Below are 12568 nucleotides of genomic sequence, written 5' to 3' on the forward strand. Positions count from 1 at the left end.
AAAATGGATTAATCAGAGGCAAATTTTGTGGACCTATGACAGACCAAATGGTTGCACTAGGGATGCTTTCAGTAAACAAAGATGTTCGTCACCATGATCGTAAAAACACTGAAGAAATATGGGGCCAGATGTGTTGAAGAACAATCAAGAAAATTTGCGGGATTTTTCTTCGCTTATCTTAAACGAAGCAGGATTTCAGCCCAATTACTATGTCTCACGGAAAAAACAAAATTAGAATACCTCTGGCGCGAACATGTAGCCTTCACCATGTACAGTGGTAAAAATCTTAGGGTTTCTTGCATCTATCTCCATCTTGTTTCGAAGTCTTCGAATTAGCACATCAATCGTACGGTCACTAGGAGACTCGGTTCTATGAGATATCAAATTAAGAAGGCGCTCTCTGCCCAATATTCTATTTGGATGAGTGATAAACGCTACCAGCAACTCGTATTCTGCTTTAGTGACTTTGACTTCTTCAGTAACTAACTGACTGCCCAATTCCCTACATTTGAACAGTTGCCTTTTTTGTACGTCAAAAACGAAGTCCAAAAAATGGAATTTAGATTCATCTTTTTCAAGTTGTGCCCATGCTGCTTCAGCTTTCTCAAGTGCGTCGCGTGTTAATTGTATCCGCCAGAGTAAATTCCTAGCTCGGACAAGTAACTCTCTCATTTCAACCGGTTTAGTAACGTAATCATCAGCTCCCATCTCAAGCCCTAATAGACGGTCGATTGGATCTTTACGGCCGGAGACCATAATTATTGCTATGTCAGATGTTGCACGTAGATGCCTTGTGAGCAGAATACCGTCTTCGTTTGGTAAATTAATATCTAGTAAAATAAGGTCGATACGATGTTCCGCGAGTATCGTTCTCATTTTCTCACCATTGTCGGCTTGGAAGACTTCATACTGGGCTTCTTCCTTAAAATAGTGAGCTATTTTCGTCCGTAAAACTGGATCGTCTTCAACAATGAGAGCTTTATAGCTCATATGAAATTTCCCCAACACAGCAATTTCGATATGCCAAATAATTGACGGTAGTATATACCGATCGTCTTATTAACGATATAAAAGAGGTGAAGAGGTTGATTACTTTGCATGAATGGCCCGAATATCGGGCCGTCAGATGGGTTATGAGATTAGTTCAGCTTTCAGCATTTGAGGCGCTTGATTGCCAGGCCAGATGCTGAAGTTGTATTGCTTCCTTCCGTTAATAGTATTTCGCCCTTGGCGGTATAAAAGAATGCCTGAGTGATAAAAAATATCTATCAATGTTTGAACATCATTGCTGATTACCATTAATGCTATTGGTTTATCGAATCGACCAACGTTGTCAAACAAATCAATATGCTCTTTAAGAATGATGGCAGTATGCTCATTCTCAGGGACGAATTCCCCCTCATGTTCCCAGTTTCGGATGAGCCCAATTTTGATATCCCATCCAAGCTTTGTCAGTTCTCCCGCGGCATTCTGAATTCGCCGTTTAAAGCTTGCAGGAAAACAGGCTGATTTTCGAGAAACCTCGATATGCTGTTGATACACCTTTTCAAGATTTTTCTCTAAATTTGAAATGCCGGCGTTCATGAGTCCCGTGTGAACCCAGATTTCAAGTTCCTTATTCATGATAATGCCGAAGCGAGTTTCGCGTAGAGCCTTTTTCGCCCAATTCCCAAGGTACTTGTTAGCTTTTACTCTATTATTAATGGGGAGTTGATCGTATTTTCGAGCCATTTGCAATGCTACAAGGGCGCACCAGGCCATATGCCCAAGCTTGTTGGCAGCTTCACCTCTGTTGAACAAATTGTTCATGACTTAAACTCCTAAAAAATACATTTACGCAAACAACACTTTAAATATAGAATGCGTAAGACCTTGAACGGACTCTGGTTTGCAACAGTATAAAATATGATGTCCATAAGGAGGCGTTCAATTGTTTGTTGAGATCATGATTGTATGTAGCACTATAGTTTTCATTGCATTCTGTAGTTACTTTAAATATCCAGTTTTCCTTAAGCGATTTTCAGCGACGCTTTTGACCGGAGGATTGATAGCACTCGGTATCACTTTCGAAGAAGAACCAACAGATACACAGCAGGTCGGTTATTTTCTCATTGTGATCGCGGGTGGACTGGTAAGCGCCGCGGCTGCAGTGTTTGTTAAAGCTTCAGATACCTAATTTATTGGCACTGATTAGCCCATTTATGGTTCAGTTGTTTCACAAATTTTCTGGAAAAACTCTTCCCTCTTAGAGGGCGGACTTAGGGCGTCGAGTATTTCACTTATCAGCTTATCGATATTGTAAAAATCTTGCTTTGGTAAGCTAATAACAGGAATTCCACAATCACCGAGAGCCTTTACAGCATCAAGTTGCTTATTTCCGCTACCCAACCAAACACGGCCACCGGCAGTAAGGAAAACCGCTAGCTTTGGAGTAAGTGAGGATGGGTCAGCCAACAGGATGTCGATCGGCAAGTCATGCAGGTTTGAATTTCCCACAGGGGCGAGCACTGTTGAGATGCTCGTGCCGAACTGTACTTGAAAGCATTCTCCTAGTTGCTCAAGAATTGCCAGATACAATTTTTTTTCAGATTCGTCTTCTGGCAATGCTCTACGCATGAATTTCGTTGCATTCTCCTGTTCCTTTTGCTCTGTTCTGGAGGAGCGTCGGGGGATGAATGCTTTATAGAGGGCGATCAACGTTCCGACCCCCAACACTACAATTGATGAATAACTGGCTAGTTCTGACATATATAACGCTCATTGTTGAATGCGAAGTTTACATCATTCATGTACCGCATCCAATGCCGAAAGTATGCCTATATGTCGTGGGGATTCATTGTTCTTTGAATTTACCTCGGTTGGTCGAATATTAAATCCCAGCTTATATGCGAGCACTGGGTCCAGTGGGATTTGCTCTGTTGTATCAAGTTTGGTCATGATTTCAACGTGCACAAGTTGGCCAGCATCAACTTTGCCATACTTAATAGAAACGCAGTCTAATGGGTGTAGTTCCATCTTTTTCGGAATCGGAGCGCGACCCAATTCAATAGGAACATTACTTATGGTTGCACAAAGCTTTACCTCGTATTTGTTGTAGTCGATGGCCATCACCATCAGCTGTGCTTCTTCTTTGAAATCAATAATGATCTTCTTTGTTTCTTCACTAAAATTAGTGTTTCCAGAGAGAATAATGGATTTCCCACTATCGAAACATGCCTGCCTTAGCTGATCAAATTCTTGTTTGCTTGTTCCGAATGGTGCTAACGATATACATCCTTTTGGAAGTGACACCTTGGATAAAATCTTAAACCGAGCCAATGTCGAAAGCTGTGTCAGAGACCCATTGTTATAGAGGATGTCTGTCAGCGAGAGCTCTCCTCGATGAGTGAGATAGCCTTCCAAAATAGCATTGCAAACTCCACCATTTACGAACCAACTGGCCAGTGTAGATAGCAAAATGCAAGGAATTGGCATTACTTTGCCAAACCTGTCATTCATGCACACAAAGTGTTTATTGCTAGCGGTAATGTACAAGCGAACAGGCTCACCAACTGTTACCGCTTGAGCTACGTATCCACCCGTTGATGCTAAAACTTCATAATTACTTGCTTCAGCTTTTGTTTGTGCAATTAACGGTAGCGAAATGTCATCAAAACTAATCTCAGGAAATGCTAGGGGGATTGATGAATCAAGTATTTTGTACTGTTGCTTTAGGAGGGTGCTAACTTGAAGAAGTACCGCCGCATAGATTTTGCCTTCGGGTATCGGACAGGGTGTATGCTCACTAAAATCTTTAGTCACATTTCCTGCAACGTTGGTATAAATGAGTTCAATTAGGAATCCTTTTTTACCTTCCAGGCTTCTTAGTTCTACAGCGTCGCCATTATCATTTTTAAAGAGAATTGAGCACTCAAGTTTAAGTTTCATTTTTCACCATCATTGTATTGCTGTGGGAGCGATTGAAAATATGGAGCTAGCTGATGGGCTAATACCAAAATTAGTAATGTACTGTCTTGTCTGTGCTGCAGCTCGAACTCCATCCAACATGTCCAAAGCAGCATTATGGTCGACAACCACTTCGACTGACTGTGTGGCGACGGCAACCAGTTTATTAAGCGCTTTTTGAGCGTCAGATGCAGAATTAACCCCAACATCTTTAAGGAAAATGGTAATAAGTTTTTGGGCCAGAAGGTCAGTTTCTTTCGCTGAAATCATATTTTGTTCTCATTTTATTAGCCCCGTAGTTCGAGGCTAAGTGTTTCTTCGTCTTGGGTTATCTTATGCTACATGCTGGTCGTTGAAATGCTGCAGAGTTGAACTACTGCCTTGATTCAGCGCATCCATTTCTTCGGTATTTGAATCGACGTTTTTAAGATAGTCTTGCATTGCAATACCCCTTAATGCCATTGGGCCTGAACTGTTGATTGGCCAATCTTTAAACCCTTGACGAATAATGCTCTTAGCTACCATTTGCTCGAACCAATCTTTCCAGACTCCACCCCTTGAGAGAGCGCGGACTTTGTTGACCATAACCATGTTTACTGGAGTACAAATAAAACTTCCATCAAGCCGCCGGGCGAGGCAATAGCCTCCTTTCAATTGGCCGCGGTCAATACAGAATGGGTCAAACTCATGATGTGGCTTGGAAAATCGGTCCTTCCATTTGAAGTCATCATGTTCGTAAACAAGTTCGGCAACGGCTGAATCTATCGCGCCGCTGTCTATACCAAGGCGACGCAACCCTTTGTAAGACGGCTCAAGGTGGCACTCGAGTCGTTGAGCTCTGTTGTTCCATCTTGGTACTAGGTAAGCAAGTCCAAGTTGAGGATTCAAAGTAAGACCACTATTGGCAACCAAGATCAGCGCATTTCGAATCGAATCTTCGTGGGCTGATGCTAATGTGTAGGCCTTGTCTTTTGAGTTGTTGTAGTTAGCTTCGATCAGTTGTTGTGCGTAAATGCATTCCTCAAAGAACTTGATGTCTAACCCAGATGTGGCTGTGATCTTCTCAAAGCAGTCCCTTGCGCTTTCCAAGATACGCTTAACCACAGAGAAGTCGGGTTGAGCAACAGGGCGCTGATTTCGTTGCCCAGGGCTACCTTGTTGTGGCCAATGATTTTGTCGTTGGTTTTGTTGATTTTGATAGCCTGGCGCCGCATACAACTCGTGTGATGCGTGCTGATTATGATTGTGAGGCTGCCGTTGACCATCTGAATAAGGTTGCGGCATAGGAGCTGAGCCGCCGTTTTGTCTGTGCATTTTTGAAGTTCCCGTTAACATAGATACCCATAGATTCAACCAAGTTGCTGATCGCGCAAGTCCCTATTTTTATTCGATAGAACTCGATTCGTACCCAAGCGAATATAAATTGTTGATTTCAAGAATTTGCTCTTCATGCAATTAGTTATCAATTAGATGTATCGCCCTTTTTTAACCAATAAAAAAGCCCGTCAAGTGACTGGGCTTTATGAATTTTGCATTTTTCAATTAATGTAGAGCCCGGTAGGGTGGTGTAAATTATTGCCCTGTACCACTTGCACTTCATTCTGAGTTTTCCCAGACCTAAATGCGGCTTCACCTCGCGTTTGATGATTGTGGGTATTTCTTGTCGGACACAGCTGAAGATTACTAGCCGGAGTAGACTTACTTTCAGTGCGCTCATACAGATCCATATCTCCCTCACTTAGGTGCTTCGATGCTTCTGACAAACGGCCGTGGTGAGTACTTGCCATGGTGCTTAATGCTCGCTTCAAAACTTGCTTTTTCCGAAATTCATCTGCAAATGGACCGAACCATGCGTCGTTCCCACTCATTATGGCAACCTGATCAAGTTCATCCGCGGACATTTTTGTAGTTATGTAATCTCCATTCGGTACACAGATGGTGCATAAAGCACCTACAACCGGGCCTCGGTCTCCGAATAGGTCTTCAATGTCAACTTGAGGCTTACAGGTAATATCGTTACTCAAACGCACTTTGTCGTTCCGGTGAATTACCCAGGTTGTTACATGCGAGATTGCACCGGCTTCGTAACATAAGTGCAGCAGGCCTTTGTATGTTAGGTGGAGTCGGCAAATTGAACGGCCACGATTCTCAGTCAATTCTGCAGCAATGATCGCGTGGTCTACGGCAGGCGACAATGACACGCCAAGGGCGCCAGCATTAAAAAGAGCATGTGCTAGGCTGTTTGGATCAATCTTAGAAAGTTGAAAACGGCTATCAGCTAAGTTTTCTACGATTCGCAAAGCTAGTTTAGACTCTACATCGAAATCTAAATGGAAGAAGCGGTTTGAAGCTACGATCGAACGGTAGTCCTGCTCAATCGCTAGTAATGCATTTTTGAATGTGTTCATGATCTTATGTCTCGAGTTCAGATTTTGTCATTAGTTTAAAGTGAGGATGCGCAATTCTCTTGGCAAATAAATCAATGCTCAAATAGATATATGTCAATCAACTTTGCTGCTTGCTGTAAATAACTAAGCTGGCTGTTTGATGGAGAAACGAGGGTCTTTAAAGCCCGCTTGAAAACTTGTTTAAGAGCAAAATCTTCAGATACTGAATTTGGCGAAAGGTTTGCTAATTTGGCTAATTGGATAATTTCATCTTGTCTAATTACTGTTGGGATTCGGTCACCTGTATCTAATTCAATGACACAAATAGCACCTGTTGAGTTATGTGCAGATTTCGGATGTTTGGGTACTGAAACCGATGCGTTCAATTCATTAACTTTCCAATTTAGCTGGTGGCTATCGTTTGCGGATTGCAAACTGTGGACCTTCATCCCATTGACTCGTGAGAAAGCGTCCATCATGCCTTCTAAACTAAGGTTTAAGACGCAACCTATTGTTTTAGTTCTACTAGATTGAAAAGCCGCTAATTCAGCGAGTCCTTCCGATGGGTCAAGATTTACTCCTAACTTACCCGCTAACATAACTGCATCAGTTATTGATTCAGCGCCAGCCATCCTAAGAGGGAGGCTACAACTAGTATCTCGAATTGCTGCCTCAACATAACCTTTTTGGGTTCCAGCATACTTAGAGAGTAAAAATGAAGAAGTTGCATACTTCACTTCTAGTTCAGATATGAAATCACGAAATGGCTTTGTCATTTAAAACGCCTTAAATTGAAAAAAGTCAGTTTGTAAGCTTGTTAAGATCAATCTTCGCTTAACTTGTAAAACGCGCAATAGATTAAAAGTGTTTACTAACTACTTTTGAAGGTGTTAGAGTTGCGCCGAAAGTGGTCTCTTATGAATGTAATAGTTTTTTATGAGGCTGTAGGAAGCACTTCATGTAGATTCGTTTGGCTATTCACAATTTTTCATATCTGTTAACTACACATTCTAAATTTATTGGCATAATCAGCCCCCCCTTGATTAAGTGTGGGTGCATTTGCGAGGTTTTGAATTTCATCTGTGGCACTTGTTTCTCATGGGGTTGCGCGATTTTCAAACTGAGTAAAATAGAAGGAGTTAATCAACTCGACGGAGAACAAATGATGATTAAGGATATTAAGATTACAGTTCTGGCTACAGCAATCTTCTCTGGTCTATTGGTCAGTGGCTGCTCAAGCAATTCACCAATGGAACAGTACGCGGAACAACAGCAAAAGCTTCATGAAGCTAAAGTGGCTCAAGAACAGAAAGTCTTCGAGGCAGTTCCTGAGTGGTTCCTTAACCCGCCACATAACGATAGTACAGGCATTTACGCAGTAGGTACTGCCACCAGCAATAACCTTCAATTTTCGGTGAACCATGCAAAACTCAATGCAGAGTTCTCGCTGGCAAAAACTTTAAATCAAGAAGTTTCTGGCCGTGAACGTGCATTCATGCGTTCAGATTCAAAGGGAAACGTTGAGTCAGATGCTGAGTCTGTTGTGACTAAGTTTGTCGATTCGGCCGACATTGTTGGTGTGAACACTGTTGATAATGAAGTGCAACTAAATGATGGGAAATACACTGTCTACACACTGATTCATCTGTCATTCGAACAGCAAGCTGAAATCATTGCTAGAAAAGCTGTTAACACAACTCGGATTAGTGCGAAAGAAGCATACGCAGAAATTGAAGCTGAACTCCGTCGTCGCGCAGATGAGCGTAAAGAAGCCGTAGGTAATATGCGTACCTTGGAAAATTTCAAAGAAGATTCGCAATCAGAAGTTGGTGAAAAGACAGATAAGGTATTGGAGCTGGGAACAAGCTCAATGAACACGATTTGATAGGGGGAGGTAGATGCTTGGAAGAAACCATGTGGTTACTGCCTGTGCTAGTTGGTTGTTGGCTGAGCCATATTTATTAAACCAAAGCCCAAAGCCACTCGAAGCACTCTTTCTATTACTCGTTGTAGGTCTGGGAGCAATGCTCCCGGACATAGATCACCCTGATTCCTTGCTGGGGCGCAGAGTTAAATTTATCTCAGTGCCATTAAGTTTGTTGCAAGGAGATCGGAGGGTGTTGCCTTGGAGTGAGAGTACTCATAGCCGTGGGATAACTCATTCTATTTGGGCATTGGGCGGTTGTATTTGGCTTTTATCAGGTCAGTCAACGGTTGCAATTGCTTTAGCATTTGGCTTCGTTGCTCATCTGATCGGAGATGCGTTAACACCTGCTGGTGTACGTTTATTATGGCCGCTAACAGTAACATTCAGGAGTCCTGTTACTTTTCGAACCGGAGGGTTCATAGAGTATCTGTTCTCAATGATTTTGGTCACAGGTGCAGTAATGCACTGGCTAGGTATAGATGTGCTGCAAGAAGTAGAGGGTTTCTTTGTAGCGCACATATAAAAGGTGATAGGTCATGCAAGAAAGCGAAACAAGCGAAATTAATATCAAGGGGATAATCACAGCCTTGGCTGTTGAAGAATTTGAATCTGACGCAGCATTGGAAGAAGTTCTTCCACAGGAAGTGTTGTCACTCTTCAAAAGTATAGTGCCTGAATTTGGGGATTCTGGCTTGAATTTCGCCGTCGACGGTAAACATGGTGTACTAAAACTATTAATCAGCGACATAAATGCTGATTTTTGTGTGGTGAACATAAATCCATTTGATGGTTGGGACTCTGAGACTAAAACTGATTACTTTGTTGTTAGGGCACTTCTACCAGACTCAAGTAACTACACCAGTGATGTTGTTATGCAAATGAACAAACTCCATCCGCACATCAAGTTCTACATCGAAGATGGTCGTGTGATTGTCGAAGAGGCATATTATTTAGCATACGGTATCCCTGTATTGAACTTGATGGACAGAATCAGCGCCTACTTAAGAACCGTAAACGCTCTGGTTTGTAAATAGCATCCAATTTGGCTTGGTGACCAAATCACCTTTTATGCCTCAGGATGGCATTTAAAACAACAAACAGGGGCAATATGTGCCCCTGTATATGCAACAATCTTCTGATCAAACCTTCATTTCATCCTGAAGATTTACTTCAGGTAACCACTCAGGAAGTTCTACCCTGTCAAGGAATGGCCTTAGGGCTTCAGCATCGATTGACCCGGCCTCCTTCAGAGCGTGAGATAAATCAAGAAGTACCACGCGGTTAGTGACGAAAAATTCATGAAGGTTATCTAGTTGGTATGAACGCAATTCATTTAATGAGTTTGAGTTCAGCAGCACTTCTTGTTTAGTCTTTGGCGCTAAAATGTAAGGGATTTGGCTAAAACCTCCTGCAAGGTATTGATTTGCAAACGACTCCCACACTGTAAGATCACTCGAACCACCAGAAAAATGATCATTGAAGTAGGCTTTTTCCGCAGCCAGACCTGCAAGAGTAAGATACATAAAAATATTGAGCTCATTTGCCTGGTAGTACATGTGACATGTATTTGGGAAAGTAGTCTTGCCAAGAACCCCGGAACCTTGGAATGATTCGAACACAGTTACCTGTAAATTTGATGGGTAGGGACTTGTTGCTGCGTAAATTAGTGCGTGGCCAGCTTCATGAATCCGAGCAACTTCTAAATCACGATGGGATGGCTTTATTTGACTTTTGGGAGTGCACATTGAATAACTTGCGGAAGTGTACGCTTCATTTTGAACATAGAAGTAGCGGCTTCCCAATTTGTTAATGAATAGAACAAATATTACCGATAGCCCAAAAGCAAAAACATGTGTGGGGTATTGCTTGCCTAACTCAATCAGCCCGTCGCCATCGTTCTTGATGGTATGCATTAATAGCACAAACGATATTAGCTGGATTAAAACAGTTCCAAGAGGTTGAGCTCGTCTTTCAGAGAGAAAGGCTAATGGGCGAATGAGCAGGATCACCGAACAAAGAGACCCAGTAAACATATAAATCAGAGAAGTAAGTTCGGACACGTCATGAGGCTCACCTTCACTAGCAACGAAAGTGATAGCTAAAGCGCTTAGTAGAATAGAGATAATGTTAAACAAATAGTGCTGGAAGGACGGGTTATCTCTCAATCCAATAAACGGAGATTGTTGAGTTGCATTTGATTCAGAGTTGTTATTCATAAAGTTCCCGTTGATTTGGTCACAGCTTTCTTTACTGGTTTTCCACCGAAATTGTGGATAAGTTTTAGTGCTTAATAGACCAAGTAGAATGATGGTCAGCTCGTTGAATTTCTGTTCCGGCAGGTAAATGCAGGCTGTCGATGTTTATGCTTTCGTAAAGAACGCCTTTCTTTACCTGCCCGTTTGGGAAAAATACAAGTGTTTGGCTAGGGGCAAAGGTTAAAGAGCCATATTTCACGGGGTTATCTGCAGGAATAAATGACCGGATGCTCCCCCCTTCGTACCAAGTAATCTCAGTTTTGATCTGGAGCCTATCGAAGGTGGTTGGGCGAGATAGCCTCACCCCAATACTTCGGATATTAGGTAAATAAAAGAATTTACTTCTGGCTGGTATCAACACGTCATGGTGATATAAATCGCCTTTAGTGGGTTCTCCTGTAAACCCATCCGCAGTGACGGTCTTACATTGAGGGCCCAAATTTTCTACATTATTTATAAGGCACTCCCCTAGCGTCGGGTCGGATAGGTCTTTATTGCGACAAAATGAAGAAATCTCATATTTACAGTAGCGACCGATTTGGTGCCGGTTAAAGGCTCCATCTTGAGTGGCTAAAGTTTTCGCCTGGTTCTGTAACTCTGCCATTCGCTCTTTGGAGATGTAAATCTTACTGTTGGTGCCTGACATTGTCTCATCAAGCTTCAATTTAAGCTGTTCCTTGACCTCTCGCTGCCACTCTTCTGTTTGAGCATGGGTCGCAGGTGCAGCATTTGCATGAAAATTAAAGGCGCAGATAGCACCAGCAACAATCAGATTGCATCCGTGTTTAAATTGCCTGAAAGTTGACATCTCATTCATTTGAGTGGAGCAGTCAACAGCTTTTTGTGCATTCATACTTAGACTAATAACAGAAAATTTCATAAACATGACAGTCTTACGAGTTCAAAGATTGTCGGATTATGACACAAACCTTAACCAAAATGTAAATGACATGAAGAGGGGAGATGTTGCTCATAGATTCATTGACGATAAGCCTCAGTCAGATGCAGTTCGGAAACCACTGGAATGGTGGTCGATGCAGAATATAGTGAAAAAGTACTAAAATGGGGTTGGGCAGATTTAAATAATAAAACATAATTGACTAGTAACCTTTAAAAATTAAGACCTTGCAGTAGGCGAATAATTGGAAACTGAATATGGCTATACCGTTTGTATTGCTTGACGGAAAATTGGATAGAGCAACAAGATTACGCTTGGCAATTTTAGGGAAATCAGCAATGGATAACTCGGCTAGATTAATCACCATTGAGGATGTGAAACACCAATGGGTTCATTTATCTGTATCAGGTCTTTGTCCCAGAAAAATTTTTGAATTGGCGAATGGAGATGGTGATAACGTAACCGAAGCACAGTTTGAAGCGATAATGCGTTCATTAAATAGTTACTTATAGAAGAGGCAATCCTTATCTGTGCGTCGTTGAGGTATAGTTCAGTTTGAATACAGTTTCGTTACCTCCTAATACTTCAGTTTTCTTAAGACACATTGGCCCTTGATATGAGAGTTAATATTAATATAATTAAGTAATTAACAAGGATAGTTGGGGCTGCACTTGAAAACATGGATATTGGTAAGCTGGCTTGTTGCACCAGTTATTTTTCTGCTAGCAGCTCAGAACCTTAAAGATGAATTCACCATTGAGCTCAATGGGTTAGGCGTCGGTATAGAATTGGTATTAAAAGATCCTCTTGGTGATCGGAAACTAGCATGCTACGAAGAATACACTGTGACATTGCGCGAGAATTACGAAGACGAAAAAGATCTATCGTACATTCACAGGCAGAGTGATATAGCATTTGAAAAATGTGTTCTTAAAGCTTACACCATTCCAGCCGAGCTTCATCGTACCATGTCGGAGGCGAATATTGTCCCAGTCAACTACACTATTCCATATGAAGTCCTTAAGTGGTTACAGCAAGTAGAAACTCCAACAAAGCAGGAAGACCCCTGCATCAGCGCAACTATCGAACTAATTAAAATGTGCCCAACCTTACTTCAACCCTATGTTAAGATAAAAGAATCTTAATTATCAGCTCG

The 12568-nt window shown here is 41.9% G+C and carries 16 protein-coding genes; 6 read left to right on the forward strand and 10 right to left on the reverse strand.

The features are described from left to right. Positions 1-231: 231 nt before the first annotated feature. Together torR and N5E87_RS22115 are read right to left on the reverse strand one after the other, a co-directional pair. A complete protein-coding gene (torR, locus tag N5E87_RS22110) occupies positions 232-990 on the reverse strand; it encodes a two-component system response regulator TorR (RefSeq protein ID WP_279775983.1) in 759 nt (252 codons plus the stop codon). 141 nt (positions 991-1131) lie between these two features. Further along, a complete protein-coding gene (locus N5E87_RS22115; RefSeq protein WP_279775984.1) occupies positions 1132-1809 on the reverse strand; it encodes a DUF2913 family protein in 678 nt (225 codons plus the stop codon). Positions 1810-1930: 121 nt separating this feature from the next. Here N5E87_RS22115 and N5E87_RS22120 point away from each other — a divergent pair, with 121 nt between their 5' ends. Then, positions 1931-2176: a hypothetical protein gene (locus N5E87_RS22120; RefSeq protein WP_279775985.1), complete on the forward strand. Its 246-nt coding sequence runs from the start codon at positions 1931-1933 to the stop codon at positions 2174-2176. A gap of 23 nt (positions 2177-2199) precedes the next feature. On the opposite strand, the gene N5E87_RS22125 is transcribed toward N5E87_RS22120, so the two are convergent. The 6 genes from N5E87_RS22125 to N5E87_RS22150 form a co-directional block, all read right to left on the reverse strand. Further along, the gene (locus tag N5E87_RS22125; protein ID WP_279775986.1) at positions 2200-2748 is read right to left on the reverse strand and encodes a hypothetical protein; all 549 of its coding nucleotides are present in this window, start codon (positions 2746-2748) and stop codon (positions 2200-2202) included. 33 nt (positions 2749-2781) lie between these two features. Then, positions 2782-3927: a hypothetical protein gene (locus N5E87_RS22130; protein ID WP_279775987.1), complete on the reverse strand. Its 1146-nt coding sequence runs from the start codon at positions 3925-3927 to the stop codon at positions 2782-2784. A gap of 9 nt (positions 3928-3936) precedes the next feature. Beyond that, entirely contained in the window at positions 3937-4215 is a 279-nt protein-coding gene (locus tag N5E87_RS22135; protein WP_279775988.1) for a hypothetical protein, read from the reverse strand. Between the two features lie 63 nt (positions 4216-4278). Beyond that, positions 4279-5259 carry a recombinase RecT gene (locus N5E87_RS22140; protein WP_279775989.1) on the reverse strand — a complete coding sequence of 327 codons (981 nt, stop codon included), beginning with the start codon at positions 5257-5259 and terminating at the stop codon, positions 4279-4281. A gap of 224 nt (positions 5260-5483) precedes the next feature. After that, a complete protein-coding gene (locus N5E87_RS22145; RefSeq protein ID WP_279775990.1) occupies positions 5484-6353 on the reverse strand; it encodes a recombinase RecT in 870 nt (289 codons plus the stop codon). 71 nt (positions 6354-6424) lie between these two features. Next, positions 6425-7108 (reverse strand): hypothetical protein, encoded by a 684-nt coding sequence (locus N5E87_RS22150; protein WP_279775991.1) that lies wholly within the window; start codon positions 7106-7108, stop codon positions 6425-6427. 386 nt (positions 7109-7494) lie between these two features. Between N5E87_RS22150 and N5E87_RS22155 the strand changes: the two genes are divergently transcribed. The 3 genes from N5E87_RS22155 to N5E87_RS22165 are packed head-to-tail and all read left to right on the forward strand — an operon-like array spanning position 7495 to position 9293. Then, the gene (locus N5E87_RS22155) at positions 7495-8217 is read left to right on the forward strand and encodes a hypothetical protein (protein WP_279775992.1); all 723 of its coding nucleotides are present in this window, start codon (positions 7495-7497) and stop codon (positions 8215-8217) included. Between the two features lie 13 nt (positions 8218-8230). Next, positions 8231-8782: a metal-dependent hydrolase gene (locus N5E87_RS22160; protein ID WP_279775994.1), complete on the forward strand. Its 552-nt coding sequence runs from the start codon at positions 8231-8233 to the stop codon at positions 8780-8782. A gap of 13 nt (positions 8783-8795) precedes the next feature. After that, entirely contained in the window at positions 8796-9293 is a 498-nt protein-coding gene (locus N5E87_RS22165) for a hypothetical protein (RefSeq protein ID WP_279775995.1), read from the forward strand. A gap of 105 nt (positions 9294-9398) precedes the next feature. Here the strand turns inward: N5E87_RS22165 and N5E87_RS22170 are convergent, their stop codons facing one another. After that, the gene (locus tag N5E87_RS22170) at positions 9399-10475 is read right to left on the reverse strand and encodes a hypothetical protein (protein ID WP_279775996.1); all 1077 of its coding nucleotides are present in this window, start codon (positions 10473-10475) and stop codon (positions 9399-9401) included. A 64-nt stretch (positions 10476-10539) separates the two neighbouring features. Next, on the reverse strand, positions 10540-11394 hold the full coding sequence (locus N5E87_RS22175) for a hypothetical protein (RefSeq protein WP_279775997.1): 855 nt from the start codon (positions 11392-11394) through the stop codon (positions 10540-10542). A gap of 275 nt (positions 11395-11669) precedes the next feature. On the opposite strand from N5E87_RS22175, the gene N5E87_RS22180 reads away from it, so the two are divergent. Both N5E87_RS22180 and N5E87_RS22185 read left to right on the forward strand, forming a co-directional pair. Next, complete coding sequence (locus N5E87_RS22180) at positions 11670-11924, forward strand: hypothetical protein (protein WP_279775998.1); 255 nt, start codon at positions 11670-11672, stop codon at positions 11922-11924. 159 nt (positions 11925-12083) lie between these two features. Next, positions 12084-12557 carry a hypothetical protein gene (locus tag N5E87_RS22185; protein ID WP_279775999.1) on the forward strand — a complete coding sequence of 158 codons (474 nt, stop codon included), beginning with the start codon at positions 12084-12086 and terminating at the stop codon, positions 12555-12557. Positions 12558-12568: the final 11 nt, after the last annotated feature.

The sequence above is a fragment of the Shewanella sp. GD03713 genome, assembly GCF_029843705.1.
Taxonomy (GTDB): Bacteria; Pseudomonadota; Gammaproteobacteria; order Enterobacterales; family Shewanellaceae; genus Shewanella.

Bases quoted from the DNA above. Each gene is read 5' to 3' on its own strand.
- torR (WP_279775983.1), bottom strand. From the start codon at position 990: ATGAGCTATAAAGCTCTCATTGTTGAAGACGATCCAGTTTTACGGACG.
- N5E87_RS22145 (WP_279775990.1), bottom strand. From the start codon at position 6,353: ATGAACACATTCAAAAATGCATTACTAGCGATTGAGCAGGACTACCGT.
- N5E87_RS22140 (WP_279775989.1), bottom strand. From the start codon at position 5,259: ATGCACAGACAAAACGGCGGCTCAGCTCCTATGCCGCAACCTTATTCA.
- N5E87_RS22175 (WP_279775997.1), bottom strand. From the start codon at position 11,394: ATGAAATTTTCTGTTATTAGTCTAAGTATGAATGCACAAAAAGCTGTT.
- N5E87_RS22130 (WP_279775987.1), bottom strand. From the start codon at position 3,927: ATGAAACTTAAACTTGAGTGCTCAATTCTCTTTAAAAATGATAATGGC.
- N5E87_RS22155 (WP_279775992.1), top strand. From the start codon at position 7,495: ATGATGATTAAGGATATTAAGATTACAGTTCTGGCTACAGCAATCTTC.
- N5E87_RS22170 (WP_279775996.1), bottom strand. From the start codon at position 10,475: ATGAATAACAACTCTGAATCAAATGCAACTCAACAATCTCCGTTTATT.
- N5E87_RS22150 (WP_279775991.1), bottom strand. From the start codon at position 7,108: ATGACAAAGCCATTTCGTGATTTCATATCTGAACTAGAAGTGAAGTAT.
- N5E87_RS22125 (WP_279775986.1), bottom strand. From the start codon at position 2,748: ATGTCAGAACTAGCCAGTTATTCATCAATTGTAGTGTTGGGGGTCGGA.
- N5E87_RS22160 (WP_279775994.1), top strand. From the start codon at position 8,231: ATGCTTGGAAGAAACCATGTGGTTACTGCCTGTGCTAGTTGGTTGTTG.
- N5E87_RS22180 (WP_279775998.1), top strand. From the start codon at position 11,670: ATGGCTATACCGTTTGTATTGCTTGACGGAAAATTGGATAGAGCAACA.
- N5E87_RS22165 (WP_279775995.1), top strand. From the start codon at position 8,796: ATGCAAGAAAGCGAAACAAGCGAAATTAATATCAAGGGGATAATCACA.
- N5E87_RS22115 (WP_279775984.1), bottom strand. From the start codon at position 1,809: ATGAACAATTTGTTCAACAGAGGTGAAGCTGCCAACAAGCTTGGGCAT.
- N5E87_RS22135 (WP_279775988.1), bottom strand. From the start codon at position 4,215: ATGATTTCAGCGAAAGAAACTGACCTTCTGGCCCAAAAACTTATTACC.